The sequence below is a fragment of the Pseudomonas baltica genome, from assembly GCF_031880315.1.
Taxonomy (GTDB): domain Bacteria; phylum Pseudomonadota; class Gammaproteobacteria; order Pseudomonadales; family Pseudomonadaceae; genus Aquipseudomonas.
The window spans coordinates 1,326,473-1,352,614 of the sequence record NZ_CP134771.1 but is presented as its reverse complement, the minus strand read 5'-3'; the positions used below and the strand labels follow the sequence as shown (position 1 = coordinate 1,352,614).

General features: G+C 63.0%; 26 protein-coding genes. 17 read left to right on the top strand and 9 right to left on the bottom strand.

Translation table 11 applies throughout. The annotated features are described in order from the left end of the window. The first annotated feature begins 51 nt into the window (after positions 1-51). Both REH34_RS05850 and REH34_RS05845 read left to right on the top strand, forming a co-directional pair. On the top strand, positions 52-531 hold the full coding sequence (locus REH34_RS05850) for a chemotaxis protein CheW (RefSeq protein ID WP_226505719.1): 480 nt from the start codon (positions 52-54) through the stop codon (positions 529-531). Continuing rightward, entirely contained in the window at positions 532-924 is a 393-nt protein-coding gene (locus tag REH34_RS05845) for a DUF2802 domain-containing protein (RefSeq protein WP_311971075.1), read from the top strand. A gap of 141 nt (positions 925-1,065) precedes the next feature. Here REH34_RS05845 and REH34_RS05840 read toward each other — a convergent pair whose 3' ends face one another. Together REH34_RS05840 and REH34_RS05835 are read right to left on the bottom strand one after the other, a co-directional pair. Then, the gene (locus tag REH34_RS05840; RefSeq protein WP_311971074.1) at positions 1,066-1,401 is read right to left on the bottom strand and encodes an EscU/YscU/HrcU family type III secretion system export apparatus switch protein; all 336 of its coding nucleotides are present in this window, start codon (positions 1,399-1,401) and stop codon (positions 1,066-1,068) included. Continuing rightward, positions 1,398-2,981 carry a flagellar hook-length control protein FliK gene (locus tag REH34_RS05835; RefSeq protein WP_311971073.1) on the bottom strand — a complete coding sequence of 528 codons (1,584 nt, stop codon included), beginning with the start codon at positions 2,979-2,981 and terminating at the stop codon, positions 1,398-1,400. Before REH34_RS05835 ends, REH34_RS05840 begins: the two co-directional genes overlap by 4 nt. A 334-nt stretch (positions 2,982-3,315) precedes the next feature. Here REH34_RS05835 and ccmA point away from each other — a divergent pair, with 334 nt between their 5' ends. The 10 genes from ccmA to REH34_RS05785 all read left to right on the top strand — a co-directional run bounded on the left by ccmA (position 3,316) and on the right by REH34_RS05785 (position 10,793). Further along, entirely contained in the window at positions 3,316-3,948 is a 633-nt protein-coding gene (gene ccmA / locus REH34_RS05830; RefSeq protein WP_311971072.1) for a cytochrome c biogenesis heme-transporting ATPase CcmA, read from the top strand. Beyond that, positions 3,945-4,616 carry a heme exporter protein CcmB gene (ccmB, locus tag REH34_RS05825; protein WP_226505714.1) on the top strand — a complete coding sequence of 224 codons (672 nt, stop codon included), beginning with the start codon at positions 3,945-3,947 and terminating at the stop codon, positions 4,614-4,616. The genes ccmA and ccmB overlap by 4 nt, the downstream gene beginning before the upstream one ends. 60 nt (positions 4,617-4,676) lie before the next feature. Further along, entirely contained in the window at positions 4,677-5,435 is a 759-nt protein-coding gene (locus REH34_RS05820) for a heme ABC transporter permease (protein ID WP_311972052.1), read from the top strand. Further along, positions 5,432-5,608, top strand: a complete 177-nt coding sequence (ccmD, locus tag REH34_RS05815; RefSeq protein WP_311971071.1) for a heme exporter protein CcmD — start codon at positions 5,432-5,434, stop codon at positions 5,606-5,608. The genes REH34_RS05820 and ccmD overlap by 4 nt, the downstream gene beginning before the upstream one ends. Then, positions 5,605-6,078, top strand: a complete 474-nt coding sequence (gene ccmE / locus REH34_RS05810) for a cytochrome c maturation protein CcmE (RefSeq protein ID WP_311971070.1) — start codon at positions 5,605-5,607, stop codon at positions 6,076-6,078. The genes ccmD and ccmE overlap by 4 nt, the downstream gene beginning before the upstream one ends. A gap of 19 nt (positions 6,079-6,097) precedes the next feature. After that, positions 6,098-8,071 carry a heme lyase CcmF/NrfE family subunit gene (locus tag REH34_RS05805; protein WP_311972051.1) on the top strand — a complete coding sequence of 658 codons (1,974 nt, stop codon included), beginning with the start codon at positions 6,098-6,100 and terminating at the stop codon, positions 8,069-8,071. Next, positions 8,068-8,604 (top strand): DsbE family thiol:disulfide interchange protein, encoded by a 537-nt coding sequence (locus REH34_RS05800; RefSeq protein ID WP_226505711.1) that lies wholly within the window; start codon positions 8,068-8,070, stop codon positions 8,602-8,604. The genes REH34_RS05805 and REH34_RS05800 overlap by 4 nt, the downstream gene beginning before the upstream one ends. Beyond that, positions 8,601-9,071, top strand: coding sequence for a cytochrome c-type biogenesis protein (locus REH34_RS05795; protein ID WP_226505710.1), 471 nt, complete (start codon positions 8,601-8,603; stop codon positions 9,069-9,071). Before REH34_RS05800 ends, REH34_RS05795 begins: the two co-directional genes overlap by 4 nt. Further along, positions 9,068-10,279 carry a c-type cytochrome biogenesis protein CcmI gene (ccmI, locus tag REH34_RS05790; RefSeq protein WP_311971069.1) on the top strand — a complete coding sequence of 404 codons (1,212 nt, stop codon included), beginning with the start codon at positions 9,068-9,070 and terminating at the stop codon, positions 10,277-10,279. The genes REH34_RS05795 and ccmI overlap by 4 nt, the downstream gene beginning before the upstream one ends. A gap of 118 nt (positions 10,280-10,397) precedes the next feature. Beyond that, the gene (locus REH34_RS05785) at positions 10,398-10,793 is read left to right on the top strand and encodes a hypothetical protein (RefSeq protein WP_311971068.1); all 396 of its coding nucleotides are present in this window, start codon (positions 10,398-10,400) and stop codon (positions 10,791-10,793) included. Between the two features lie 118 nt (positions 10,794-10,911). On the opposite strand, the gene REH34_RS05780 is transcribed toward REH34_RS05785, so the two are convergent. Next, complete coding sequence (locus tag REH34_RS05780; protein WP_311971067.1) at positions 10,912-12,945, bottom strand: acyltransferase family protein; 2,034 nt, start codon at positions 12,943-12,945, stop codon at positions 10,912-10,914. Positions 12,946-13,202: 257 nt separating this feature from the next. Between REH34_RS05780 and REH34_RS05775 the strand changes: the two genes are divergently transcribed. Next, a complete protein-coding gene (locus REH34_RS05775) occupies positions 13,203-13,838 on the top strand; it encodes a hypothetical protein (RefSeq protein WP_226505706.1) in 636 nt (211 codons plus the stop codon). A gap of 142 nt (positions 13,839-13,980) precedes the next feature. Here REH34_RS05775 and REH34_RS05770 read toward each other — a convergent pair whose 3' ends face one another. The 3 genes from REH34_RS05770 to REH34_RS05760 form a co-directional block, all read right to left on the bottom strand. Continuing rightward, positions 13,981-16,005, bottom strand: a complete 2,025-nt coding sequence (locus REH34_RS05770) for an acyltransferase family protein (RefSeq protein ID WP_311971066.1) — start codon at positions 16,003-16,005, stop codon at positions 13,981-13,983. Positions 16,006-16,355: 350 nt separating this feature from the next. Beyond that, positions 16,356-17,390 (bottom strand): sulfate ABC transporter substrate-binding protein, encoded by a 1,035-nt coding sequence (locus tag REH34_RS05765; protein ID WP_409373252.1) that lies wholly within the window; start codon positions 17,388-17,390, stop codon positions 16,356-16,358. Positions 17,391-17,612: 222 nt separating this feature from the next. Then, positions 17,613-18,221 carry a TetR/AcrR family transcriptional regulator gene (locus REH34_RS05760; RefSeq protein ID WP_311971064.1) on the bottom strand — a complete coding sequence of 203 codons (609 nt, stop codon included), beginning with the start codon at positions 18,219-18,221 and terminating at the stop codon, positions 17,613-17,615. Between the two features lie 169 nt (positions 18,222-18,390). Here REH34_RS05760 and REH34_RS05755 point away from each other — a divergent pair, with 169 nt between their 5' ends. The 3 genes from REH34_RS05755 (at position 18,391) to REH34_RS05745 (ending at position 21,822) form a co-directional block, all read left to right on the top strand. After that, a complete protein-coding gene (locus tag REH34_RS05755) occupies positions 18,391-19,308 on the top strand; it encodes a DUF808 domain-containing protein (protein WP_311971063.1) in 918 nt (305 codons plus the stop codon). A gap of 285 nt (positions 19,309-19,593) precedes the next feature. Then, complete coding sequence (locus tag REH34_RS05750; protein WP_311971062.1) at positions 19,594-20,889, top strand: MFS transporter; 1,296 nt, start codon at positions 19,594-19,596, stop codon at positions 20,887-20,889. Between the two features lie 159 nt (positions 20,890-21,048). Then, positions 21,049-21,822 carry a substrate-binding domain-containing protein gene (locus tag REH34_RS05745; protein WP_226505700.1) on the top strand — a complete coding sequence of 258 codons (774 nt, stop codon included), beginning with the start codon at positions 21,049-21,051 and terminating at the stop codon, positions 21,820-21,822. Positions 21,823-21,889: 67 nt separating this feature from the next. Here the strand turns inward: REH34_RS05745 and REH34_RS05740 are convergent, their stop codons facing one another. Continuing rightward, entirely contained in the window at positions 21,890-22,792 is a 903-nt protein-coding gene (locus REH34_RS05740; RefSeq protein ID WP_311971061.1) for a LysR family transcriptional regulator, read from the bottom strand. Positions 22,793-23,018: 226 nt separating this feature from the next. Here REH34_RS05740 and REH34_RS05735 point away from each other — a divergent pair, with 226 nt between their 5' ends. After that, the gene (locus REH34_RS05735; protein WP_311971060.1) at positions 23,019-24,221 is read left to right on the top strand and encodes a PLP-dependent aminotransferase family protein; all 1,203 of its coding nucleotides are present in this window, start codon (positions 23,019-23,021) and stop codon (positions 24,219-24,221) included. Between the two features lie 129 nt (positions 24,222-24,350). On the opposite strand, the gene REH34_RS05730 is transcribed toward REH34_RS05735, so the two are convergent. Next, complete coding sequence (locus REH34_RS05730) at positions 24,351-25,139, bottom strand: outer membrane protein OmpK (protein WP_226505697.1); 789 nt, start codon at positions 25,137-25,139, stop codon at positions 24,351-24,353. Positions 25,140-25,630: 491 nt separating this feature from the next. Then, positions 25,631-26,134, bottom strand: a complete 504-nt coding sequence (locus tag REH34_RS05725; RefSeq protein ID WP_226505696.1) for an ureidoglycolate lyase — start codon at positions 26,132-26,134, stop codon at positions 25,631-25,633. Between the last annotated feature and the right edge of the window lie 8 nt (positions 26,135-26,142).

Genomic DNA, 26,142 nt, shown 5'->3' with positions numbered 1-26,142 from the left:
ATGTTGCACTGAACACACACCGCCGCAGGCGGTTTTCGAGAGGTTAGGGGTATGAATAAGTCGTCTGCACAGGGTTCCGAAGATCCGATTCTGCAGTGGGTCACCTTCAAGCTCGATAACGAGACCTACGGCATCAATGTGATGCAGGTCCAGGAAGTGCTGCGCTACACCGAGATCGCTCCGGTACCCGGCGCGCCTTCCTACGTGCTGGGCATCATCAACCTGCGCGGCAACGTGGTCACGGTCATCGACACCCGCCAGCGCTTCGGCCTCAACTCCAGCGAAATCAGTGACAACACCCGGATCGTCATCATCGAGGCCGACAAGCAAGTGGTCGGCATCCTGGTCGACAGCGTTGCCGAAGTGGTTTACCTGCGTCAGTCCGAAGTCGAGACCGCACCGAACGTCGGTAACGAAGAGTCCGCCAAGTTCATTCAGGGCGTGTGCAACAAGAACGGCGAGCTGCTCATCCTGGTCGAACTGGACAAGATGATGAGCGAAGAAGAGTGGTCGGACCTGGAGAATATCTGATTGTTCGCCGAGATCGCGGTCATCGTCCTGGCCCTGTTGTGGGCCGGTTCGGTGGCGATGTTTCTGTCCTATACCCGCAAGCAGAAAACCCAGGAATTGCAACGCGCCGAGCTTGATGCCCGGCGCGACTTGCGCATCCGCGAGCTGGCCAAGCGCATCGACGACTACCAGCAGGGCACCGTGCGCATGGGCGATGCCATCCATGAACTGCGCGCGGTGGTCGCGCCGTTGCCGGACAAGCTGCTGCAACTCGAGCAGCGCGATCCGGAGAGCCTGTCCTTTGCTCAAGCGGCCAAGCTGGTGGGGATGGGGGCTTCTATCGATGAGCTGACTCAGGCGTGCGGGTTGACCCAGGCTGAGGCGGAGTTGATGAAGAAGCTGCATCGGTCTTGAGGATCATCAGCGGCGTTCCTTGTACCCAGTCTTGAATCTCTAGTGGATTCACTGGCCTCTTCGCGAGCAAGCTTTACTCCCACAGCTGTATGACTGTGGGAGCAAAGCTTGCTCGCGAAGACGGTTGCACGGCCGCCGCAATCAATCCGATGTCAACCGATGCGTGGTTGGCGTCACATCCTTCTCTGCCGGTCCTGTCGGCTCGACAAAATCCCCCGGCTTCTTGCCCTGCAACCGCCACGCAAAAGCGATGATCACCGCAATCGTGCGGTACAACTCCTGCGGAATACTGTCGCCCAGCTCCAGCCGCGCCAGCATCTTCACCAATTCGGCATTCTCGTAGATCGGCACTTCGTATTCCCGCGCGACGGCGAGGATGGCTTCGGCCAGTTCGTCGTCGCCCTTGGCGGTGAGGGTGGGGGCGTTCTGGCGATCGTAGCTCAGGGCGATGGCCTGGCGCGGTGTTGGCTGTTTCATGCGTTTTCGTCCACCCAGCGGTGTTCCAGATGTGTGCGTTTGCCGCGTGGCGCTACTCCTTGGTGGCAATCCAGATCGGCGACTTGCAGGCCGGCGCTCACCAGTTGTTCGCGCAGGTAGCCCAATTGCGCGGCGATCATTTGCGCGGTGCCGGGCACTTCGGCCCACAGTTGGCTGCTGAGGCTGCCCTGTTGCAGTTGTGCCTGCACTTGCAGTGGGCCGAGCGGTGACAGGTCGAAGGCCAGTTCCACGCGCCAGATACGTTCCTGGGGGTTCTGCGCGGACTCGCGGCGCTCTTCACTTTCCTGCTTTTGTGGCGGCGGGTCCTCGCGCTGGATCTTTACCTGCAAGGGCACGATATTGGCCATGTCGCGCATGGGGATTTCCAGCTGCCAGGTGGTTTGCAGCTTGTTGTCGGCATCGCTGCCGCTTTCGTCGAGGCTCGCCAGTTGGTGGCTCTGCACCCGCGACAGCGCGGCGGTGGCCAGGCGCAGCAGATGTTGCAGATCGTTTTCGCCCTCCATTGCCGGCAGCATCCGAGCGGGCAGGGGGAAACCGCCGACTTGTGGCTTGGCGCTGACCTGGCCGAGCATGCCCAGGGCGCTGCGCACATAGCCAGGCAGGCTCTGGGCAAGAAGGATGGCGGCATTGGCCGGGTTGAACGGCTGTCCACCGGTATTCGGCAGGGTGCTGGTCAGCTGGCTGACCAGTTGCAACAGTGCGCTCTTCAGGTCGGTCGGAGGCAAGCCTTGCAGCAGGCGTGGTTCCATGAACAGGCCGCTGTCTTGTAGGGCCAATGCAACACCGCGCGAGTCGCTCAACTGGCGAATGTCGGGCAGTTGGCTGAGCACGCGGCTGGCGGCGCTTTGCAAGTCGGCGCTCAAGGAGCCGCGGCTGTCGAGGTCCTGCAATAGATTGAGCAAACCGTCGAGGGAGCCCTGGCGGTTTTGCTGGGCATTCAGTTGCCCGGCCACCGCGAGTTGATCGAGGCGCCCGCTCAGAGGCACGAAGTTCAGCTCCTGGCTGCCCTGCACCTGGGCGCTGAGCAGGCTGCCGACGCGCAGTGGCTGGGGGCTGTCGATAGTCAGGGTCTCGCCGACCAGTGCGCTGTTGAGCACGGTGACCAGCGAGCGGTAGATCGAGGCAGTGGGGGTATTGCTGGTAGTCGGCTCGGCGGGCAGCAGCTGGCTGGTGATCACCTTGGCCTGTAGCAGCGTGCCGACCGGGACTTTCTGGGTGTCCAGCGCTGTCAGGTTGCTGGCCCGGTTTTGCGCCACGGCGACGGTCAATGCGTCACTGCTGGTCTGGCTGACCAATAGCAGCGTGCCTTGGCTCAAGGGCTGGAAGCTACTGACTTGCACGTTGGTCTGCTGGCCGCTCGGCAAGTTCAGGCGCAGGGTGAGAAGGAAGTCGGTGGCGGCCTGTTTGAGGGCAACCACTTCGGCCTGCACGGTTTCGCCACTGGGCACCACGTCTGCGGCGGGGGTCAGCAGGCTCATCAATTCGCCGACGGCGGCCGACTGGCGAGTGGCGGCGGCCAAGGCGGCGGTGGCGGGCAGGCTGTTGATTTCGCTGGTCATGCGGTTCCTGCGTCAGTGAGTTGTGTGCAGGTCGTGCCGGCCCCTTCGCGGGCAAGCCTTGTTCCCGCAGGATTCACGGTGCCTGAGTTGTACACCTGTGCGAGCGAAGGCGCCGGCGTAGTCAATACATCTTCGTCAGGACGAGTGGCAAATTGCCCCTGTAGAGCGCTGGCACACCGGTTATAATGCCGCGCCATGTAGTCCCGCCAAGATGAAAACATCGTTAACGCGGGCGCCCAGCCTTGATCGTGATCGGCCCGGCACTCACTATAGCGGCCGTGCCTGAGCCAACTTGAACGGCAACGCACCGACATTTGAACCATAAGGCAATGCATTGACCCCTCATCTCGAAGCCGTAGCGCTGGCATGTGAGCGTGACTGGCGCGTGCTTTTCGAGCACCTCGAGCTGCAACTCGGCGCCGGCGACATGCTGCAGATCAGCGGCCCCAATGGCAGTGGCAAGACCAGCCTGCTGCGCCTGCTGGCCGGGCTCATGCAGCCCAGCGCCGGCCAGGTGCTGCTCGATGGGGTGGCCCTGACGGAGCGTCGTCAGGCCTTGGCAGCGCAGTTGCTGTGGATCGGTCATGCGGCCGGCATCAAGGACCTGCTCACCGCCGAAGAGAACCTCGCCTGGCTGTGCGCCTTGCACCGGCCGGCATCGCGCGAGGCCATCTGGACGGCGCTGGAAGCCGTCGGCCTGCGCGGTTTCGAAGATGTGCCTTGCCATAGCCTGTCGGCCGGTCAGCAACGGCGCGTGGCGCTGGCACGCTTGTATCTGGACAGCCCGCCGTTATGGATTCTCGACGAGCCGTTCACCGCGCTGGACAAACAAGGCGTCGCCCAGCTCGAACAGCACCTGGTGCAGCACTGCGAACAGGGCGGTCTGGTGGTGTTGACCACCCACCACAGCCTGAGTGTCACCCCCGGCGGTTATCGCGAGCTCGACCTGGGGCAATTCGCACCATGAGCCAGGTATTCGGTCTGCTGCTGCGCCGCGAAGCACGTCTGCTGGCACGTCGGCCTGCGGAGTTGGCCAACCCGCTGGTATTCTTCGCCATCGTGGTGGCAATGTTTCCGCTGGCGGTGGGCCCGGATGCGCAGTTGTTGACGACCCTGTCCCCCGGCTTGATCTGGGTGGCGGCATTGTTGTCGGTACTGCTGTCGCTGGACGGGCTGTTTCGCAGCGATTTCGAGGACGGCTCGCTGGAACAATGGGTGCTGTCGCCCCAGCCGCTGCCCTTGCTGGTGCTGGCCAAGGTGGTCGCGCACTGGGCGTTTTCCGGCCTGGCGCTGGTCATCCTGGCCCCGGTATTGGCGCTGATGCTGGGCCTGCCCAGCGATTGCCTGGTGGTGCTGCTGGCCTCGTTGCTGCTGGGCACGCCGATCCTCAGCCTGCTCGGCGCGGTGGGGGCGGCGTTGACGGTCGGCCTGCGCCGAGGCGGGCTGTTGCTGGCCCTGTTGATTTTGCCGTTGTACATCCCGGTGCTGATCCTCGGCAGTGGCGCGCTGCAAGCCGCCCTGCAAGGTCTGCCGGCTACGGGCTACCTGCTTTGGCTCGGTAGCCTGACCGCCCTCGCGGTCACCCTGACACCCTTTGCGATCGCCGCCGGGCTGAAGATCAGCGTCGGCGAATAACGAGGCCTGACCGCGCAGACGGCCAGCCAGGACATTGGATACACCGTGATGAAGAGCAGCGTGTTGAGCTGGACCTGGTTCCACAAATTGGGCTCGCCCAAATGGTTTTACGGCCTTAGCGGCCGGCTGCTGCCGTGGTTCAGCGTGGCCGCCGTGCTGTTGCTGGGCATCGGCGTGGTCTGGGGCCTGGCCTTCGCACCACCGGACTACCAGCAGGGCAACAGTTTTCGCATCATCTACATCCATGTGCCGACCGCCATGCTGGCGCAGTCCTGCTACGTGCTGATGGCCGTGGCCGGGGTGGTCGGGCTGGTGTGGAAGATGAAGATCGCCGACGTCGCGCTGCAATGCGCCGCGCCCATCGGGGCGTCGCTCACCGCCGTAGCCCTGCTGACCGGGGCCATCTGGGGCAAGCCGACCTGGGGCAGCTGGTGGGTCTGGGATGCGCGGCTCACCTCGATGCTGATCCTGCTGTTCCTCTATCTGGGCCTGATCGCTCTGGGCCAGGCCATCAGCAATCGCGACAGCGCCGCCAAGGCCTGTGCGGTGCTGGCGATTGTCGGGGTCATCAACATCCCGATCATCAAGTACTCGGTGGAGTGGTGGAGCACCCTGCACCAGGGCGCGACCTTCACTCTCACCGAACGGCCGAAAATGCCCGCGCAGATGTGGCTGCCGCTGCTGTTCACAGTGTTGGGGTTCTATTGCTTCTTCGCAGTGGTGCTGCTGTTGCGCATGCGCCTCGAAGTGCTCAAGCGCGAAGCCCGCAGCAGTTGGGTGAAGGCCGAAGTCGCCGCACAGCTGGAGAGCCGATCATGAGTTTCGCCTCGTTCAGTGATTTTCTCGCCATGGGCCGTCATGGCCTGTATGTCTGGTCGGCCTACGGTATTTGCCTGTTGGCGGTGATCTGGAACCTGGCCGTGCCGATGCTGGCACAGCGTCGTCATTTGCAGGAAGAGGCGCGCCGTCTGCGCCGGGAGCAATCACAGTGAACCCGCTGCGCAAAAAACGCCTGTTGATTATCGTTGGCGTGCTCGCTGGCGTCGGCCTGGCCGTGGGCCTGGCCCTGAGTGCCTTGCAGGAAAACATCAACCTGTTCTACACCCCCACCCAGATCGCCAATGGCGAGGCCCCCCATGGCAAGCGCATTCGTGCCGGCGGCATGGTGGTCAAGGGCTCCTTGCAGCGCTCGGCCGACTCGCTGGACGTTCGCTTTGTGGTGACCGATTTCGACAAGTCGGTGCCCATCACCTACCGCGGCATCCTGCCCGACCTGTTCCGCGAAGGGCAGGGCATCGTCGCGCTGGGCGAGATCAACGACCAGGGCGTGGTGGTCGCCGACCAGGTGCTGGCCAAGCACGACGAGAAGTACATGCCGCCGGAAGTCACCAAGGCACTCAAGGACAGCGGTCAGGCCGGTCCCCAATCCATGCCGGGCAGTGCCCGCGACAATCAGGGGTAACGCCATGAACGCTGCATTGATGATGCCCGAGCTGGGCCATTTGGCGATGATCCTCGCCCTGTGTTTCGCCGTGGTGCAGGCCACCGTGCCACTGGTCGGGGCCTGGCGTGGCGAGCGCCTGTGGATGAGCCTGGCGCAGCCCGCCGCCTGGGGCCAGTTCGCCTTTTTGCTGTTTGCCTACGCCTGCCTGACGTATGCCTTCATGACCGACGATTTTTCGGTGGGCTATGTGGCCGAAAACTCCAACAGCGCCTTGCCCTGGTACTACAAGTTCAGCGCCGTGTGGGGTGCCCACGAAGGTTCGTTGCTGCTGTGGACGTTGATCCTCGGCGGCTGGACCTTCGCCGTGTCGATCTTCTCGCGCCAGTTGCCGCAAGAGATGCTCGCCCGGGTGCTGGCGGTGATGGGCATGATCAGCATCGGTTTTCTGCTGTTTCTGACCCTGACGTCCAATCCCTTCGCGCGGATCCTGCCGCAGGTGCCGAGCAACGGTCGCGACCTCAACCCATTGCTGCAGGACCCCGGCCTGATCGTCCATCCGCCGATGCTGTACATGGGCTACGTGGGCTTCTCGGTGGCCTTCGCCTTCGCCATCGCCGCGCTGCTCGGCGGCCGCCTGGATGCCGCCTGGGCACGCTGGTCGCGGCCGTGGACCATCACCGCCTGGGCGTTCCTGGGCTTTGGCATCACCCTCGGTTCCTGGTGGGCCTACTACGAACTGGGCTGGGGCGGCTGGTGGTTCTGGGACCCGGTCGAGAATGCCTCGTTCATGCCTTGGTTGGTGGGCACGGCGCTGATCCACTCGCTGGCCGTGACTGAAAAGCGCGGCGTGTTCAAGAGCTGGACGGTGTTGCTGGCCATCGCCGCGTTCTCGCTGAGCCTGCTGGGGACCTTCCTGGTGCGCTCCGGTGTGCTGACGTCGGTGCATGCGTTCGCTTCCGACCCGGCGCGCGGGGTGTTCATTCTGATCTTCCTGCTGGTGGTGATCGGCGGCTCGCTCACGCTGTTCGCGCTCCGTGCGCCGGTGGTCAAGAGCCACGTCGGCTTCGGCCTGTGGTCGCGGGAAACCCTGCTGCTGGGCAACAACCTGGTGCTGGTGGTGGCGGCGTCGATGATCCTCCTCGGCACCCTCTACCCGCTGGCGCTGGACGCCATCAGCGGCGCCAAGATGTCGGTCGGCCCACCGTATTTCAACGCGCTGTTCGTGCCCTTGATGGGCTTGCTCATGGCGTTGATGGCGGTAGGCATGCTGGTGCGCTGGAAGGACACACCGGTCAAATGGCTGGGCAACATGCTTACCCCGGTGTTGATCGGCAGCGCCGTGCTGGCGCCACTGTGCGGGTTGTTGGTGGATGATTTCGACTGGCAGGTGCTGACCGTGTTCGCCCTGGCCGCGTGGATCGTGCTCGCTGGCGTGCGTGACCTGCTCGACAAGACCCGCCACAAGGGCCTGCTCAAGGGCATGGGCAGCCTGACCCGCAGCTACTGGGGCATGCACGTGGCGCATCTGGGCATCGCCATCTGTGCCTTGGGCGTGGTGCTGTCGAGCAACAACAACGCCGAGCGCGACCTGCGCATGGCGCCGGGCGAGTCGGTGGACCTGGCCGGTTATCACTTTACCTTCGAGGGCGCACGTCACTACCAAGGCCCGAATTTCACCGCCGACCGCGGCACCATGGTGGTCACCCGCGACGGTAAACCGGTCACCCGTCTGTTCCCGGAAAAACGCCTGTACACCGTGCAGCAGTCGATGATGACCGAGGCCGGTATCGACGCCGGTTTCAGCCGCGACCTGTATGTGGCCATGGGTGAACCGCTGGAAAACGGCGCCTGGGCGATCCGCGTACACGTCAAGCCGTTCGTGCGCTGGATCTGGTTCGGCGGTTTGTTTACCGCCTTTGGTGGTGCTTTGGCGGCCACCGATCGGCGTTATCGGGTCAAAGTCAAAAGCAAGGTGCGTGATGCCCTGGGTCTGACGGGAGCTGCCGTATGAAGCGTTGGATGTTGGCCGTGCCGCTGTTGTTGTTCCTCGGCGTGGCGGTGTTTTTGTACCGCGGGCTGTATCTGGATCCCTCGGCCTTGCCGTCGGCGATGATCGACAAGCCGTTCCCGCAATTCTCCCTGCCTACAGTGCAGGACAACCGTACCCTGAGCCGCGCCGATATCATCGGCAAGCCGGCGCTGGTGAATGTCTGGGGCACCTGGTGCGTGGCGTGTCGGGTCGAGCATCCGGTGCTCAACAAGCTGGCGCAGCAGGGCGTGGTGATCTACGGCATCAATTACAAGGATGAAGACGCCGCCGCCGAGAAGTGGTTGACCGAGTTCCACAACCCCTATCTGCTGAACATCGCCGATGCCCAGGGCTCCCTGGGCCTGGATCTGGGGGTGTATGGTGCGCCCGAAACCTTTTTGATCGATGCCAAGGGCGTGATTCGCTACAAGCATGTCGGCATCATTGATGAAGCCGTCTGGCACGACCAACTGGCGCGCTTGTATCAAGGCCTGGTCGATGAGGCCAAGCCATGAAGCGCTGGCTGGCCGGACTAATGTTGTGCGTTGGGTTGATCGGCATCGCCCATGCGGCCATCGACACCTACGAGTTCGCCAACGACGCCGAGCGCGTGCGTTTTCGCACACTGACCCAGGAGCTGCGTTGCCCCAAGTGCCAGAATCAGGACATCGCTGATTCCAACGCGCCCATCGCCGCTGACCTGCGCCGGGAGATCTTCCGCATGCTCGGCGAGGGCAAGGACGATCAGCAGATCATCGGCTTCATGGTCGATCGTTATGGCGACTTCGTGCGCTACAAGCCGGCGCTGACGATGCGCACCGCGCTGCTGTGGTTCGGGCCCTGGGCGTTGCTGCTGGGCGGGGTGGTGATCATTGTGTTGATCGTGCGCCGCCGGCGCCGCGCGTTGGCCGGCACCTCGCAAGACCTTTCCGATGCGGAGCGCCAGCGCCTCGCCCATCTGCTGGATAAAGAACACCCATGATTGAATTCTGGTTGGCCGCCGGGCTGCTGTTGTTGATTGCCCTGGGGTTTCTGTTGATACCGGTGCTGCGTGAACGCCGCGCGCAACAGGAGGAGGACCGCACCGCGCTGAACGTGGCGCTGTACGAAGAGCGTGTGGCCGAGCTGCAGGAGCAGCAGACCGACGGCGTGCTCAGCCGCGCGCAGCTCGACAGCGCTCAGGCCGAGGCGGCACGCGAACTGCTGGCCGATACCGACGGCACCCAGCCCAAGGTCGACAAGCGCCTGGGCAAGACGGCGCCAGCGGTCATTGCACTGTTGGTTCCAGTGCTGGCCATGGCCATGTACCTGCACTTCGGCGCCAGTGACAAGGTCGAGCTGACCAGCGAGCTGGCCAAGCCGCCCACCTCGGTCGAGGAGATGACCCAGCGCCTGGAGCGCGTGGTCGCTGCGCAGCCGGATTCGGCCCAGGGCCTGTTCTTCCTTGGCCGGGCTTATATGTCGCAGAACCGCCCGGCGGATGCCGCACGGATTTTCGAACGTACCGCCGCGGTGGCCGGGCGTGAACCGCAGTTGCTCGGGCAGTGGGCGCAGGCCTTGTATTTTGCTGCGGGCAAGCAGTGGTCAGCGCAGATTCAGGCATTGACCGACGAAGCGCTGAAGGCCGACCCCAAGGAAGTCACCAGCCTGGGCTTGCTGGGTATCTCGGCTTTCGAGGGCAAGCGTTACCAGGACGCTATCGATTACTGGCAGCGTCTGCTGGTGCAATTGCCCGCCGATGATGGTTCGCGGGCGCCGTTGCAGGGCGGTATCGATCAGGCCAAGGCGCGGTTGCTGGCGAGTGGCGGGCAAGTGACGGCGTCGTCGGATGCCGCCAAGGCGCCGGCGACCGTGGGCATCAAGGTGCGGGTCGAGCTCGGCGAGGCGCTCAAGGCCAAGGTACAGGCCGGTGACACGGTGTTCGTGTTCGCGCGCGCCACCAACGGCCCGCCGATCCCCTTGGCGGTCAAGCGCCTGACGGTGGCGGATCTGCCGGTAACGGTCGAGTTGGCGGATGCCGATGCGATGCGCCCGGACCTGAAACTGTCGAGCTATCCAGAAGTCCAACTGATGGCACGGGTGTCCCGTGCCGGGCAACCGGTGAAAGGCGAGTGGATCGGCCGCGGCGCGCCGCTGGCGAGTGATACGACGGCGATGCAGCATCTGACGATCGATACTCCGGATTTGTGATCCTGGTTGAGATCTTTGCTGTGGGTGCCAGCCGCGAGGAGGCCCTGAAGATCAGCCAAGAACCGCCTGCTACCCACCGATCCGCTTACCAACCGCTCCTGACCCAAGAGTACCGTTCATGCCTGTTTACGCTCGTCTTTCCCTGTTGAGCCTGGTGTTGGGGTTGAGTGCCTGTGCGGTGCAGCAACCCCAGCATACCGACCTGCCGCCGCTGCAGACCGTGCCGTCGACGCCCATGGTCAAGCCGCTGCCGCCGAGCACGCCAGGCACCCCGGCGCCCACCACCCAGGTGCCACGCACCTCGGCGAGCTTCGCCCCACCCCCGGGCGGCGCCAGTCACTGGGACCAGCGCCTGGGCGTCTATGTGCTGGATGCGGTGCCTAACGTCTACTATCGCCAGCGCACCTATTACCGCTGGGACGCCGGCTGGACCTGGGCCACCAGTCTCAACGGCCCTTGGGAGTCGACCGACAGGACCGGCGTACCCCCCGGGTTAGGGCATTTGCATCCTTGATTGATGCGGCGCTGCAGATGGCTTCGTCCTGGGCAGAGCCCAGTCCCACAGGGACCCGCGTACACCTGTGGGGGCGAGCTCTGCTCGCGAAGAGGCCGGCCCTGATACCCTGATCGGCCTACAACCGATTGCCCTCCAGCAACTGCGCCACACTCTCGGCCACCAACTCGGTGCCCTTGGCATTGATGTGGTTGTAATCCCGGTACCAGGACGCCGCATCGCCGATCAAGCAGCGCTGGTTCTTGCAGAACGCGGCATCCAGGCTCACCAGAGTGATCAAGCCCTGATCCTGCTCTTCCTCGAACACATGCCGGGTATAACGCTGCAGCTCGGCGTGGCGCTCGATCGGCACCGACACCGCGCTGATCGCCTGCAACTTGTCGTCCTCGCTCTCGTCCTGGTCCTGCGCCAGACGGTAGTACAGGCTCTTGGGATCGGCGCGCTGCTGCGGCACCTGGGCGATCACATCGACACTGACCCCCAGCGCTCGATACGCCTCGACGGTGCGCGCCATGCTGGCCTCGAACACCGCCCGTGACGCCTGCTGGCTCAACGCGTGGCTGTCCTGGCTGATCAGAAAGTTGTCGTTCATGGTTTCGCGGTCATAGCCGGGCTCGGTGTATTGTGTCCAGCGCGCCACCAGAATCAAACGCTTGATGCCGTGGCTTTTGACGTACTCGAACTCGCGGCTGGCCAGGCTCTCGCACACACCCGGATCGTAGTTGTGCGACACCACGTCGACCCCCAGCAGCGGCGGGCAGCCGCCCAGGCCGATGTGCACGATGCCCATGCCCAACTGTTTGCCGGCCACATCGAAGGCCGGCAGGATCGCCTCGGAATGGCTGTCGCCGAACACGGCGATGTCATTGCCAGGGTTGCCATCGACATCGCCCACGCGGCAGAAATCGATACCCCAGCCGTTACCGTCGTAGTCCTTGTCGCAGGTGGCGCGAATATCCGGATTATCGAAAGCGTTCAAGTTGGTCGGGTCCGGCGGATAGCGCTCGGCGAAACCCTGGGTAAGGGTGCCGGCCATCCCGACCGCGACAAACAGTAGCGAGGCGAAGGCGCCCAGGCGAAAGATCTGCGCCTGGCTGAATGCCTGCCTGTCGCGAAAACGCCGCTCCACAAAGCGCCAGCTCAACCACGCCAGCACCAGAGACAGCACCGTCATGCCCAGCATGGTCATCAGGCTGGGCGGTAGCAGGCTGATGTGCCGAGCAAAGGCGAACACCGGTTGGTGCCACAGGTAGGCGCTGTAGCTGATCAGGCCGATGCCGACCATGGGCCGCAGGCACAGCAGCTTGCCGACCCAGGTCTGCGGGCTGGCGAAAACGATGATCAGCGCCGCGCCCAGGGTCGGCAGCAGGGCATTGAGGCCTGGGAACGGCGTGGCCTGGCTGAACGCACAGATGGCATAGACGATCAGCCCGAGGCCGAGCAGTGCGCCGAGCTCCCCCAGCATCCCGGCGCGCTGGTGGCTGCGCGGACGCCAGGAAAAATAGAAGGCGATCAGCGAGCCGACCAACAGCTCCCAGGCGCGCGAATGCAGTAAATAGAACGATGCTGGCGATTCACGCAGCACGCCACGTTCGGCGACCACCAGGCTGACCAGCGTGGCCGCCAGTAGCATGGCGAAGATCCAGCGGCGTGCGAACAGCTTCCAGGCGAGCAGCAAAAACACCGGGAAGAACAGGTAGTACTGCTCTTCCACGGCCAGGGTCCAGGTGTGCAGCAGCGGCTTGAGCTCGGCGGCGGTGTCGAAGTAGCCGCTTTCGCGCCAGAACACAAAGTTGGACGAAAACAGCGGTACCGCCATCAGGCTCTTGGCGAACGCTTGCAACGCCTCGGGCTCCAGCCACCACCAGGCGAAGGGCAGGGTGGCCGTCAGGACCACAAACAGCGGCGGCAGAATCCTGCGTGCACGCCGCTCGTAAAAGCGCAGCAGCGAGAATGTGCCGGCCATCAACTCGCCGAGAATGATCGAGGTAATCAGGTAACCGGAGATCACGAAAAAGATATCCACACCCACGAATCCGCCCGAAAAGAGCTCGATGCCGGCGTGGAACAGGATCACCGGCATGACCGCAAGGGTGCGCAGACCGTCGATTTCCGGGCGGTAGGCCAGGGTGTTGTGCTGGGGGGCGCTCATGTGAGTGGTCTGCTCTTTGAATAAGAGTGAGAGAGGCGCACATTTCGGCTCAGCCAGTGCATGAGGGGGCAGATCAAGTTGAACGGCGAAGATGAAGATTGCGCTGTGGTGACGCGTTGCGTATTCAGTTGTCCATTGCTTCAGGCCACACTGCATCGGTGACCAAGGAAGCGCTGCCTGAGCGTGGGTCGTGCCTGCGCGAGCGTCCTCGCGCTAGGCGCTGAAGTCTTTAATTCAACCAAGAAGGTCCAGACCTCATGCAAACCAAGTTTTCCAGCCTGTTCCACAAAACTGCCCTGACGTGCGCCTTCACCGCTGCGGCCTTGCTTGGCAGCAGCTTCGCCAGCGCTGCGGATGCACCTGCACCGCAGGGCGTGCGCGGTGCGATCACCGCACTGGATGGCAACGACCTCAAGGTGCACACCACCCGCGGCGAAGACCTCACCGTGCACCTCAGTGACGACGTGCAAGTGCGCGCCGTGACCCTGGGCAGCATCGACGAGATCAAGCAAGGCAGCTACATCGGTACCGCCGCCATCCCGCAGCCTGATGGCACCCTCAAGGCGCTTGAAGTTCACGTGTTCCCGCCCGCGATGGCAGGCACCGGTGACGGCCACCGCGCCTTCGATCTGACCAAGGACAGCACCATGACCAACGGCAGCGTGGGGGACCTCAAGGTCGCCAATGGCCGGACTCTGACGCTGACCTACAAGGGCGGCGAGAAGAAAGTGTTCGTGCCCGAAGACGTGCCGATCGTCAATCTGGTGCCGGGTGATCGCAGCCTGCTCCAGCCGGGCGTGAAGATCGTCCTGTTCGCCCAGAAAGCCGCCGACGGCAGCCTGAGCGCCAAGTTCGTCTCGGCCGGCAAGGATGGGGTCAAGCCTCCGATGTAAGCCTTGCAACCCTGGATCTTCAGGAGCCCGGCACACCTGTAGCGAGAGGGCGTAGCCCCGATGACGGACTGATAGCCACCGCAATGTCGGCGGTACGAGGGCTATCGGGGCAAGCCCTGGCTACAAGTGGATGCGCAAGGCGTTACTGCATCAACATCTGCGCCACATCCCCGCTCACCCGCGTCACTCCCTTGGCGCTCAGATGGTTGTAGTCCTTGTAGTACGAATCCTGATCGCCGATCAGGCAGCTCTGCCCCTGGCACAGCGCGTCGTCCAGGGTCACCAGGCGAATGCGCTGCTGCTGGTCATCCATGGCGAACAAATGACGCGTGAACGCCTGCAATTGCTGATGCTTGCCCAGCGACACCGAGAGCGCATCCACCGTGGCCTGCTTTTGGGCCTGACTCTCGGCGGTCTCCCGCGCCAGGCGGTAATACAGATTCTTGGGGTTGGCCAATTGCTGCGGCACCTGCGCCACCACCAGCACTTGCACCCCTAGCGCCCGATAGGCATCGATGGTGCTTTCAAGCGCCTTGGCGAACACCGCCCGCGAAGCCTCCTTGCTGCGCACCTGGCTGTCGCCGTTGACCAGAAAGTAGCCGGTCATGCGCTCGTGGTCGTAATCGCCATCGGTGTACAGCGTCCAGCGCGAGACCAGGATCACCTTCTTGATGCCGTTGCGCTTCACGTAGTCGTATTGGCGCTGCGCCAGATTCGCACAGGCGCCGGGGCTGTAGTTGCCGACCACCACGTCCACCCCCAGCAACGGCGGGCAGCCGCCGACGCCCAGGTGGGCGATAGTGACGCCCAGGCGCTTGCCGGCGCTGTCGAATGCCGGCAGCAGGGCCTCTGAGTGGCTGTCACCGAACACCGCGACCTGGCTGCTGGCCTGGGCCTTGGGCGCACCGAAGAAGCAAAAGTCTATGCCCCAGCCCTGACCGTCGTAATTGACGTCGCAGGCGCTGCGGATGTCCGGGTCTTCGAAGGCGCTCATCAGCGCCGGGTCGACGTTGAAGCGGTTGGCAAAACCGTTGCCGAGAAAACCGCTCACCCCAAAGCCGATGAACATCACCGAGGCCAGGGCGCCGTAGCGCCAGATCTGCCCGCGGCTGACCCGTTGGCGATCGCGAAAGGCGCGCTCGACAAAACGCCAGCTCAGCCACGCCAACCCCAGCGACAACCCGGTCAGCGCCAGCATGGTCAGTGGCGCGGGGGCCACCAGGCTGCTGTTGCGGGCGAAGGCGAACACTGGTTGATGCCACAGATAGGCGCTGTAACTGATCAACCCGACGGCCACCAGGGGTCGGCTGGCCAGCAGCGCTCCGACCCAGGTCCCGCGCCGAGCGCAGAGAATGATCAGCGCCGCGCCCAAGGTCGGCACTAGCGCGTTGAGCCCTGGGAACACCGTGCTGTGATCGAAGCCGAACACACCATAGGCAATCAGCCCGAGGCCCGCTGGCCCACCCAGCTGCTGCCATGCCGTGACAGGCGCGCTTTCAGCGAAGGGCTTGCGCACGTAATGGAAAGCGATGAACGAGCCCACCAGCAACTCCCAGGCGCGAGCATGCAGCAGGTAGAAGGCTGCCGAAGAGTCCGCCGCCGCACCCCGCTGTGCGAGCGCCAGGCTGATCAGAGCCAGCACTATCAGCAGCGGCACGATCCAGCGCCTGCCCAATTTGAAGCCGGCCATCAGCAGCAAAGGGAACAGCACGTAGTACTGCTCTTCCACCGCCAGGGTCCAGGTGTGCAGCAATGGCTTGAGCTCGACGCCGGTGTCGAAGTAGCCGGTCTCGCGCCAGAACAGCACGTTGGACGAGAACAGCGGCACGGCAATCAGGCTTTTGGCGAACGACTTCAAATCCTGGGGATCGAGCCAGTGCCAGGCCAGCGGCACGCACACCAGCATCATTACGCACAGCGCCGGCAGAATCCGCCGCGCACGGCGCTCGTAGAAGGTCAGTAGCGAGAAACTGCCAGCTTGCAGCTCGGCAAGGATGATCGCAGTGATCAGGTAGCCGGAGATCACAAAAAAGATATCCACCCCGATAAAGCCGCCACCGAACAGCCCGAAGCCTGCGTGGAACAGCATGACCGGGAGGACCGCCAAGGCGCGCAGGCCGTCGATTTCCGGACGATAGGGCAGAGCAGGGTGATGACGTGCGCTCATGTGCGACGGCCCCGTGGGTGGTGAACTGGAATGGCAAGCGTCGAGCGCGCAGGCACGGGGGCTGACACGCGGGCAGGCTACCGCCTGACGAGATTCGTAGTAAAGAAGGGGGGTGAAGCGAGAAGGGTGGAGCGTTGTAGGCGGATTTTTACCCCAAGCGAGGGATGTTGTCCATATGTAGCGTGTTTGTATCGGGGGTTGATGTGGTGGCCGGTCTGGCTTCTTCGCGAGCAAGCTTGGCTCCCACGGGTGCACGGCTCAGGAACAGCGTGCACTGTGGAAGCAAGGTTGCGCGTTCGGCGGCGAAAAGGCCATCGAGGCCGCCACCGCCAACAAGCCTGACTCAGCGCTTACTGCTTGTAGATCTGATCAAACACCCCACCATCGGCGAAGTGGGTCTTCTGCACGGTAGGCCAGTCGCCAAAGGTCTTCTCCACCGACAGGAAGTCGACTTTCGGGAAGCGATCGGTGTACTTGGCCAGTACCGCCGGGTCCCGTGGGCGCAGGTAATTGGCGGCGGCAATCTCCTGACCTTCAGGCGACCACAGATACTTCAGATAGTCCTCGGCCAGGGCGCGGGTGCCTTTCTTGTCGACCACCTTGTCGACCACGGTCACCGGCGGCTCGGCCTCGGCGGAGACGCTCGGGTAGACCACCTCGAACTGATCGCGGCCGAACTCACGAGCGATCATCTCGGCTTCGTTTTCGAAGGTCACCAGCACGTCGCCGATCTGGTTGGTCATGAAGGTCGTGGTAGCACCCCGGCCGCCGGTGTCGAGCACCGGAACGTTCTTGAACAGCTTGGCGACGAATTCCTTGGCCTGGGCTTCGTTACCGCCGTTCTTGAGCGTGTAACCCCACGCCGACAGATAGGTATAGCGGCCATTACCCGAAGTTTTCGGGTTGGGCACGATCACCTGCACACCGTCCTTGACCAGGTCATTCCAGTCTTTCAGGCCTTTGGGGTTGCCCTTGCGCACGATAAACACGGTCGCCGAGGTAAACGGCGCGCTGTGGTTCGGCAGACGGGTGATCCAGTCCTTGGGCACCAGGGCGCCATTGTCGGCGAGGGCGTTGATATCGGTGGCCATGTTCATGGTAATGACATCGGCCTGCAGGCCATCGATCACCGAGCGCGCCTGCTTGCTGGAGCCGCCGAACGACATCTGTACGGTGACCGGCTCTTTATGCTGGGCCTCCCAGTGCTTGCTGAAAGCGGCGTTGTAGTCTTTGTAGAAATCGCGCATTACGTCGTAGGAAACGTTCAGCAGCGGGGGTTGCGCCGCCTGAACGATGCCCGCAAGCGTGAGTCCGGCGGCCAGCAGGGTGGCAGTTAACGATTTGTTCACTGGTGGGGCGTCCTTGTGGGTGTTAGGTGGCAGCATTATGCCCGCGACTATAGCTGCCGCGAATGGGCGCCTGAAAGAACCAAAGCGTCTGTGCTTATAGCGCCTTTTAAGGGCAACCACGGATCCTCTGGGAGCGGGCTTGCGCGTCCGGCGGCGAAGGCGTCACCAGCCGTGCCGAAGTGCATTGATCGAGCGGTGAATCATCCTGCGCTTTCGCCGCCGGACGCGCAGCCCGCTTCTACAAGGGCGCGCGTTGCTTCAGCGATCAGGCTCGCAGCCTTTGAGCACCATGCGGATGATGGTCTGCGCGGCCGCCTCGTAATCGCTGTCGTCCAGGCGTGCCTTGCCCGTGACCACGGCGATCTGCCAATCGAAGTCAGCGTACGTCTGGGTCGCCGCCCAGATGCTGAACATCAGGTGCTGGGCGTTGATGGGGGCGATGGCGCCGCGTTCGATCCAGCGCTCGATGCACTGGATATTGTGGTGGGCCTGGGCATTGAGTTGCTCGACCTGACTGGCGCCCAGATGCGGCGCGCCGTGCATGATTTCGCTGGCGAACACCTTGGAGGCGAAGGGCAGGTCGCGGGAGATGCGGATTTTTGCGCGGATATAGGCACTGAGCACCGCCTGCGGGTCGCCGTCGACGTTGAACGGCGTCGAGGCGGCGAGGATCGGCTCGATAATGCTTTCGAGCACCTCGCGGTAGAGGTTTTCCTTGGACTTGAAATAGTAGTAGACGTTGGGCTTGGGCACCCCGGCCTTGGCGGCGATGTCGCTGGTCTTGGTGGCGGCGAAGCCCTTGTCGGCGAACTCTTCGCTGGCCGCCCGCAGGATCAGCTCTTTATTGCGCTCGCGAATACTGCTCATGTGGCCCGGCATTCCTGTGGCGGTGGCCTCGGCCCCGGCAATGGTGGGGCTTGGCGAACGGAGCGGCATGGTAGCACCGGCCTCGCGCAGCGCTCAAGGCAGCGATTTATCCACAGGCACGGTATGCTTGCCGGCTTCACTGACATTCTCTTGAAAGGATCTCACCGCCATGGCCGCAAGCAGCCTGCTGGTATTAATCGACGACATCGCCGCCGTTCTCGACGACGTGGCCCTGATGACCAAATTGGCCGCCAAGAAAACCGCAGGCGTGCTTGGCGATGACCTGGCGCTTAACGCCCAGCAGGTCACCGGCGTTCGTGCGGAGCGGGAAATCCCGGTGGTCTGGGCGGTGGCCAAGGGCTCGTTTCGCAACAAGGCGATCCTCGTGCCGGCCGCCCTGGCCATCAGCGCCTTCATCCCTTGGGCGGTGACGCCGCTGCTGATGGTCGGTGGCGCCTTCCTGTGTTTCGAAGGCTTCGAGAAGCTGGCGCACAAGTTCCTGCACACCCCGGAAGAAGACCACGTCGCGCAGAAGGATCTGTCCCAGGCCGCCGCCGACCCGCAGGTCGATCTGGTGGCGTTTGAAAAGGACAAGATTCAGGGCGCGGTACGCACCGATTTCATCCTCTCGGCAGAAATCATCGCCATCACCCTGGGCACCGTCGCCGACGCGCCGTTGACCCAGCAGATCATCGTCGTCGCGGGCATCGCCATCGTCATGACCGTCGGCGTCTACGGCCTGGTGGCTGGCATCGTCAAACTCGACGACCTGGGTCTGTGGATGAGCAAGAAATCCGGCGCCGCGACCCAGGGCATCGGCCGGGCCATTCTCAGCGCCGCCCCCTATATGATGAAAACCCTCTCGGTGGTGGGCACGGCAGCGATGTTTCTGGTGGGCGGCGGGATTCTGGTCCATGGCATCCCCCCGTTGCACCACGCAGTCGAAGCCTTTTCCAGTGGTCTGGGCGGGTTAGGGGCCAGCGTGGCCGCGCCGTTGGTCAATGCGCTGTTCGGAATCGTTGCCGGCGCCGTGGTGTTGGCTGCCGTTACCCTGTTCAGCAAACTGATAAAGACCGTTCGTCGGTAAAAAACTAGCGAGCGGGCTCGCTCCCGAAAAACTTTCCAGCGCTGCCGTAGCCGCTCTGGAATGCGTCTTCGGGAACCAGCGCTCTCGCTGCAGACGCCAGCCTGTGCGGCGTTTTGGCCCTTGCGCAACTGCCATAGGCGAACCTTGAAACATTTATTAATAGTTTTTTAACATCAATCTATAATAAATATGCACTTATCATTTTTGAGGCACTGCGCCAGTATCCGACCCCAATAAAAACCCGCCCGTGACCGCGTGCGAGACAACAGCGTTGGAGACCCCCTGATGAGCACCAGCCCATCCACCCAGAGCCCGTCGAAAGTCGGTGCCGTTATCCGTGTGACCTCGGGTAACTTTCTGGAACAGTTCGATTTTTTCCTGTTCGGCTTCTACGCCACCTACATCGCCGCCGCGTTCTTCCCGTCGGGCGACGAATTTGCGTCCTTGATGATGACCTTCGCCGTGTTCGGTGCCGGGTTCCTGATGCGTCCGTTGGGCGCGATCATCCTCGGCGCCTATATCGATGACGTCGGTCGTCGTAAAGGCTTGATCGTGACCTTGAGCATCATGGCCAGCGGTACGCTGCTGATCGTGTTGGTGCCAGGCTACGCCACCATTGGTCTGGCAGCGCCGCTGCTGGTGCTGCTGGGCCGTTTGCTGCAAGGCTTTTCGGCCGGCGCAGAGCTGGGTGGGGTGTCGGTGTACCTGGCTGAAATGGCCACACCGGGCAAGAAGGGTTTCTATGTGAGCTGGCAGTCGGCTAGTCAGCAGATCTCCATCGTGGTCGCGGCCGCGCTGGGCTATGGCATCAACCAGTGGATGGGGGCCAGCGTGGTCGCCGATTGGGGCTGGCGCATTCCGTTCGCGGTCGGTTGCATCATTGTGCCGTTCATCTTCGTCCTGCGTCGCAATCTGGCCGAAACCGAAGACTTCAAGAACCGCACCGTGCGCCCGACCATGAAGCAGGTGTTCGCGACCTTGCTGACCAACTGGCGCCTGGTGATTTCCGGGATGCTGATGGTGGCCATGACCACCACCGCGTTCTATCTGATCACCGTGTATGCACCGACCTTCGGCAAGACCGTACTCAACCTGAGCACCTCGGACGCCTTGCTGGTGACCCTGCTGGTGGCCGTCTCCAACTTCATCTGGCTGCCGATCGGCGGCGCGTTGTCCGACCGTATCGGCCGCAAGCCGCTGCTGGTGGGCATGACGGTGCTGGCCATCGCTACCGCCTACCCGGCGCTGTCGTACCTGGCCGCCGCCCCGACCTTCTCGCGCATGCTGGTGGTGCTGCTGTGGCTGTCGTTCCTGTATGGCATGTACAACGGCGCCATGGTCGTGGCCCTGACTGAAATCATGCCGGTGGAAGTGCGTGTAGCCGGTTTCTCTCTGGCTTACAGCCTGGCCACCGCCGTGTTCGGCGGGTTCACCCCGGCGATGTCGACCTGGTTGATCCACGAGACTGGCGACAAGGCTGCCCCGGGCTATTGGATGAGCTTCGCCGCCGCCTGCGCCTTGGTCGCGACGCTGTACATCTACCGCCGCGCCAAAGGCGCCCAGCTCAGCGCTGCGGTCTGATGCTGCTGGCATGGCCGCGCTCGCGGCCATGCTGAACCCCTTAGCAAGGGAGCTTGCTCCCGATTCGATACATCTGACATGCCGGTGTGTCTGAACTCTATTTCGGCGGCAAGCCCCCCCTCGCTACATCGCTCTTACAATAAAAAAGAGAATCCCGTTATGAACAAATTGTTGCTCAAATTCGCCGCCGGCGCCTTGGCGGCCAGTCTCTGCGTGGCCGCGCAGGCCGCCGACCTCAAGGTCATGACCTCGGGAGGCTTCACCGCCGCCTACAAGCTCCTTGCTCCCGGGTACGCGCAAACCAGCGGCGACACTCTCGACACCATCCTCGGTCCGTCCATGGGCAAGGCCCCGGAAGCCATCCCCAATCGCCTGGCGCGTGGCGAGCAGGCCGACGTGGTGATCATGGTCGGCTACGCCCTCGACGACCTGATCAAGCAAGGCAAGATTCTCCCTGGCTCGCGGGTCGAATTGGCGGATTCGCGGATCGGCATGGTGGTCAAGGACGGCGCGCCCAAACCGGATATCCACACGCCGGCGGCTTTCAAGGCGGCGTTGTTGAAGGCGCGGTCGGTGGCCTATTCCGATAGCGCCAGCGGCGTCTACGTGGAAAAGGAGATGTTCGCAAACATGGGCATCGAAGCACAGATGAAGGACAAGCAGCACATGGTTCAGCGCACCCCGGTGGCCGAGAAGGTCGCGGCGGGGGAGTATGAACTGGGTTTGCAGCAGGTCAGTGAATTGCTGCCGGTCAAGGGCGCGACCTTCGTCGACAAGATCCCCGAATCGCTGCAATCGGTAACGCGTTTTGCCGCCGCCATTCCAGCCAACGCCCCACACCCGAAGGAAGCCAAGGCGCTGCTCGATTACCTGTCGTCGCCGCAAGTGCAGGCGCAGGTGCGCGATACCGGGTTGGATTCGGTCAGCCGCTGAGTTGACGGGGTGACCGGGCTGGCCTCTTCGCGAGCATGACTGGCCACATTTTCGCGGCCAACGAGCCTCAATCCAATGGCGCTTTCATCTCCAGAATCAACCGCTCCAGTTCCAGCGCGGCCGGGCTCAGTGCTCGGCCATGGCGCTTGATCAAACCAACGCTGCGCAGCACCTGCGGTTCGATCAGCGGCACCTTGGTCAAGGTCGCATGCTCGCCCATCGGCAAGGCCATGGCCGGCACCGCCGCGATGCCCAGCCCAGCCTCCACCAACCCGACCATGGTCACCACATGGCGCGTCTCGCAGATGCTCGGGCGTTGCGGCGTCAGATGTGCCAGCGCCTGATCCAGTAAAAGGCGATTGCCGGAGGTGCGGTCCACCGTGATGTAGTCGTGGGTCCAGTACTCCTCCCACGTCACGCTCGCGCGCCCCGCCAACGGGTGATCGTGACGGCACGCCACTACATAGTGCTCCTCCACCAACGGCTCGAAAGCCACCTCCCTGTTCAGATTGCCCATGAACGTCAGGCCGATGTCCGCCGCGCCGGTGGCGACCGCACCCTGCACATCGTGGGCGCTGGAATCGATGATGCGCAGGCGGATCTTGGGGTACAGCTGGTGATAGGCCTTGACCACCCGCGGCATGAAAAAGTACGCCGTCGACGGCACGCACGCCACCGACACCTGGCCCATGCGCGTCGACGCGACATCGCTGATGCCCATCAAGGCATCGTCCAGATCGTCCAGCAGGCGCTCGGCCTTGGGCGCGAAAGCACGGCCAACCTGCGTCAGGCTGACCCGCCGCGTGGTGCGCTCGAACAACCGCACGCCCAGCGCTGCTTCGAGCTTCTCGATGCGGCGGCTCAGGGCCGGTTGGGAGATGAGGATGGCGTCGGCGGCCTTGCGGAAACTGCCATGATCGACCACGGCACGGAAGGCCTGCAGGTCGTTGAGGTCGAAGTTGATTGCCATAGGGGAGAGGTGCCAGATTGATAGGTGGGGCGCATCAGTGATGATAATCGATGTGTTGGATGAATTGTGGAAGTGGGTGTCAGGTGGTTCGGTTGTGAACCCCCCCTATCGTTTTGGGCACGCGCAACCACTTCATGCCCCTACCGCATGACATCCTGCCATTTCCTCGCTTGTCCTGCCCCCGCCTGCTGTCGATACTCGGATCTTTGCCCCGATCGAGACCGACATGAGCGACCAGGCGCCTGACTACCGCTTCACCCCCGCCTTTGCCAACCCCAGCGGTTCGGCCATCCGCGAGTTGTTCAAGTACCTGTCGCAACCGGGCATGATCTCCTTCGCCGGCGGCTACCCGGCGGCGGAGTTTTTTGATCGGACGGCGCTGCGCCAGGCCAGTGAACAGGCACTGCGCGACACGCCGCTGGATTGCCTGCAATACGGCGCGACGGAGGGGCTGCTGGACTTGCGCGAGCAATTGGCGGCGCTGATGGCCAGCAGGGGCGTGAGCACCACTGCGCACGACCTGGTGGTGACCACAGGCTCCCAGCAAGGCTTCGATCTGCTGATCAAGGTGCTGCTCAATCCCGGTGACAGCGTGCTGGTGGAGCGCCCGACCTATCCCGCCGCCGTCCAGGCGCTGCGCCTTGCCGGGATGCAGATGCTCAGCGCCGCTACCGACGCTGAGGGGCTGGATACCGAGGCGCTGGCCGCACAGTTGGCAGACCAGCCGCGCGGGGCCATTCGTTTGCTCTACTGCGTGCCGACCTTCGCCAACCCCACCGGTGCCTGCCTGCCCTTGGCGCGCCGCTTGAAGCTGCTGGAACTGGCGGCGCAGCATGATTTTCTGCTGGTCGAGGATGACCCTTACGGCGCGCTGCGTTTCGAGGGCGAGGCGGTGGCGTCGTTGCTGCAATTATCGTTGCAAGTGCCGGGTGCGGCGGGGCGGGTGATACATCTGTCGAGTCTGTCGAAGATCCTCGCGCCCGGGCTGCGGGTAGGCTGGATGATCGCGCCGCCTGCGGTACGCCAGCGCTGCCTGATCGCCAAGCAGACCAGCGATCTGTGCACCTCGCCCTGGACGCAGCGCATTGCGGCCAACTATCTGGCCAGCGGCGCGCTGGATCGGGCGTTGCCAGCGCTGGTGGCGGGGTATCGCGCCAAGTGCCGGACCATGCTCGCCGGCTTGCAGACGATGACGGAGTATCTCGAGGTGGCGCCACCGGCGGGCGGGATGTTCGTGTGGGGACGCTGTCGCGACGGGGTCGACGCGCAGGCGGTGTTGCAGCGGGCAATCAAGGAGAACGTGCTGTTCGTGCCGGGCAGTGCGTTTTATGCGCATGCGCCGGATCCGAGCAGCATTCGGCTATCTTTTGCGGCACCGGGGGTAGAGGCGATCGAGGAGGGATTGCAGCGGTTGCGGCGAGCGTTTTAGCTAAAGGTTGCGAGCAATATCGCTTTCGCGGTCAAGCCTTGCTCGCACAGGTGCACGACGCCAGATCGGTCAACTCTGTGGGAGCAAGGCTTGCCCGCGAAGGCGTCGGTCGCGTTGAAGCGATAGTATTTAGTAGAACACTTTAACCAACGCACTCGCCGTATTCTGGTTGGTCTCGAAGCCCGAAGTGCTGTCGATACCATACTTGTTCTTCCAGTAGTCATACTCGAAGCCCACATACAACTTTTGCGGGGTAAAGCCCATGGCTTTGCCCAGGTCATATTTAACCTGCGGGTTGAAGTGCAAGTTGGCGTGGTATTCGCCACGGCTGTTCTTGTCGTTATCGACCACCCAGTCCATATAACCGTCGATCAGCACATCGGAACGTCCCATCGGGATGGTGTAGGACCATACCGGGGTGATCTGCCAGACATGGTCGCCCGGACGCGGGCCGCGGCTGGTGCGGTTATAGAAGTTCAGCTGGAAGTAGTCGAAGCCCGGGATCGCCAGGTCGAAACCAGGGCCGATCAGGAAGGACTCGTTGTCGCCCTCGCCAAACTCGTAAGTGGCCGCCAGCAGCACGTCGGTAACGGGGCCGAAGGCGATCTTCTGACCGAGGATCTTGCCAGCCGACAGGCGCGGGCTGAACTCGCCGTAAAGGGTGTGGTGGCCGTTGTTGCTGGTGGTCTTGCCTGGATAGGTGATGCTGTCGACGAACAGGAAGTTATCGCCGTACTTCCAGCTGTCGGCATGTTCGAAGGTAAACGTCTGTTGCATCTCGGGGTCAACCTTGAAGTTCTTGCCCCATAGGTAAGTCAGGCTGTTGCTCTGCCATTGCAGCCAGTCGCCCGCCATCGCCTGGCCCCCCGCCAATGCCAACGTGCCCGCCAACATCAGGCTCGAAAGAGTGCGCTTCATTCAATTGCTCCCGGGTGAAATGAGTTCGGTTTATTAAGGGTGGCGCTCTGTGTTGGCGCCTTATACGGCAAACTTTAAAGTCGTCCGCTCGGTCAGATTTGTCGTTGCGCAGTTCTGATAGCAAGAGGCGGGCCACAAGTCACAAATTGTTGCAGGAATGCGGTTTTACGATGATATTTTGTCCAGATGGTCTGATTTAAAGGCGCTGCGGCGAGTTGCACGGCAATGTCTTTAAGTTGATCAAGTGGTCAGAAAAGTTTGCTGGAGGCAGGGATGCTCCGTTACGGCGCAGGGCTCCCGAAAGTGGGGCGTTCGGACAGGTTTTTTCGGAGGGCCAACGGGCGGGGGATTGTTTCAGATGCTATACAGCAGGGACGGCCTCTGAGCCGCCGAACGCGCACCCTTGTTCCCACAAGCAGGTCTATCGCCTTTCACCTGTGGGAGCAAGGGTGCGGGTTCGGCGGCGCAGAGCCTGGTGAGATCAGCGCAAATCAGCCATGGATCGGCAACACCAGCAGATCCTCTTCGGCAAAGAAAAACTCATCGCAGTTATTGCCCTCGCCACTGCGATCGACCACCAGAAAATCATCTTCCTGTTCGATGGTCAGGATTGGGTGATGCCACACGCCGCGATGGTAATTGACGCCTTGCTGACCATCGCTGACGAAGGCCCGCACCTCGCTCGACTGCGGTTCGTCGCCCAGCGGCGCGACCACTATCAAGAACGGCTTGCCCCGCAGCGGCATGAACGCCTGGCTGCCCAAGGGATGGCGTTCGAGCATGCGTACGGTCAAGGGCATCGCCAGCGCCTGAGCGCGGAAGATGCTGATGATGGCTTTGTCGTCCGGGGTGGCGGTGTGCACATCGGCCAGGCGATGAAAACGTTGGGTCGAGCCGTTGTTGATCAGGAAGTGATCGCTGCCGGTGGTTTCGATGACATCACCGAAGGGCGCGAAGGCGGCTTTGCTGAGGGGTTCGATGATGAGGGTACGCATTGCTGGGT

Excerpts from the sequence above, each read along its gene's own strand:
- REH34_RS05745 (WP_226505700.1), top strand. The coding sequence starts at position 21,049 with ATGAACAAATTGTTGCTCAAATTCGCCGCCGGCGCCTTGGCGGCCAGT.
- REH34_RS05725 (WP_226505696.1), bottom strand. The coding sequence starts at position 26,134 with ATGCGTACCCTCATCATCGAACCCCTCAGCAAAGCCGCCTTCGCGCCC.
- REH34_RS05755 (WP_311971063.1), top strand. The coding sequence starts at position 18,391 with ATGGCCGCAAGCAGCCTGCTGGTATTAATCGACGACATCGCCGCCGTT.
- ccmI (WP_311971069.1), top strand. The coding sequence starts at position 9,068 with ATGATTGAATTCTGGTTGGCCGCCGGGCTGCTGTTGTTGATTGCCCTG.
- REH34_RS05785 (WP_311971068.1), top strand. The coding sequence starts at position 10,398 with ATGCCTGTTTACGCTCGTCTTTCCCTGTTGAGCCTGGTGTTGGGGTTG.
- REH34_RS05765 (WP_409373252.1), bottom strand. The coding sequence starts at position 17,390 with ATGCTGCCACCTAACACCCACAAGGACGCCCCACCAGTGAACAAATCG.
- REH34_RS05730 (WP_226505697.1), bottom strand. The coding sequence starts at position 25,139 with ATGAAGCGCACTCTTTCGAGCCTGATGTTGGCGGGCACGTTGGCATTG.
- REH34_RS05850 (WP_226505719.1), top strand. The coding sequence starts at position 52 with ATGAATAAGTCGTCTGCACAGGGTTCCGAAGATCCGATTCTGCAGTGG.
- REH34_RS05780 (WP_311971067.1), bottom strand. The coding sequence starts at position 12,945 with ATGAGCGCCCCCCAGCACAACACCCTGGCCTACCGCCCGGAAATCGAC.
- REH34_RS05800 (WP_226505711.1), top strand. The coding sequence starts at position 8,068 with ATGAAGCGTTGGATGTTGGCCGTGCCGCTGTTGTTGTTCCTCGGCGTG.
- REH34_RS05775 (WP_226505706.1), top strand. The coding sequence starts at position 13,203 with ATGCAAACCAAGTTTTCCAGCCTGTTCCACAAAACTGCCCTGACGTGC.
- REH34_RS05760 (WP_311971064.1), bottom strand. The coding sequence starts at position 18,221 with ATGAGCAGTATTCGCGAGCGCAATAAAGAGCTGATCCTGCGGGCGGCC.
- REH34_RS05805 (WP_311972051.1), top strand. The coding sequence starts at position 6,098 with ATGATGCCCGAGCTGGGCCATTTGGCGATGATCCTCGCCCTGTGTTTC.
- ccmB (WP_226505714.1), top strand. The coding sequence starts at position 3,945 with ATGAGCCAGGTATTCGGTCTGCTGCTGCGCCGCGAAGCACGTCTGCTG.
- ccmD (WP_311971071.1), top strand. The coding sequence starts at position 5,432 with ATGAGTTTCGCCTCGTTCAGTGATTTTCTCGCCATGGGCCGTCATGGC.
- REH34_RS05835 (WP_311971073.1), bottom strand. The coding sequence starts at position 2,981 with ATGACCAGCGAAATCAACAGCCTGCCCGCCACCGCCGCCTTGGCCGCC.
- REH34_RS05735 (WP_311971060.1), top strand. The coding sequence starts at position 23,019 with ATGAGCGACCAGGCGCCTGACTACCGCTTCACCCCCGCCTTTGCCAAC.
- REH34_RS05770 (WP_311971066.1), bottom strand. The coding sequence starts at position 16,005 with ATGAGCGCACGTCATCACCCTGCTCTGCCCTATCGTCCGGAAATCGAC.
- REH34_RS05795 (WP_226505710.1), top strand. The coding sequence starts at position 8,601 with ATGAAGCGCTGGCTGGCCGGACTAATGTTGTGCGTTGGGTTGATCGGC.
- REH34_RS05740 (WP_311971061.1), bottom strand. The coding sequence starts at position 22,792 with ATGGCAATCAACTTCGACCTCAACGACCTGCAGGCCTTCCGTGCCGTG.
- REH34_RS05750 (WP_311971062.1), top strand. The coding sequence starts at position 19,594 with ATGAGCACCAGCCCATCCACCCAGAGCCCGTCGAAAGTCGGTGCCGTT.
- REH34_RS05840 (WP_311971074.1), bottom strand. The coding sequence starts at position 1,401 with ATGAAACAGCCAACACCGCGCCAGGCCATCGCCCTGAGCTACGATCGC.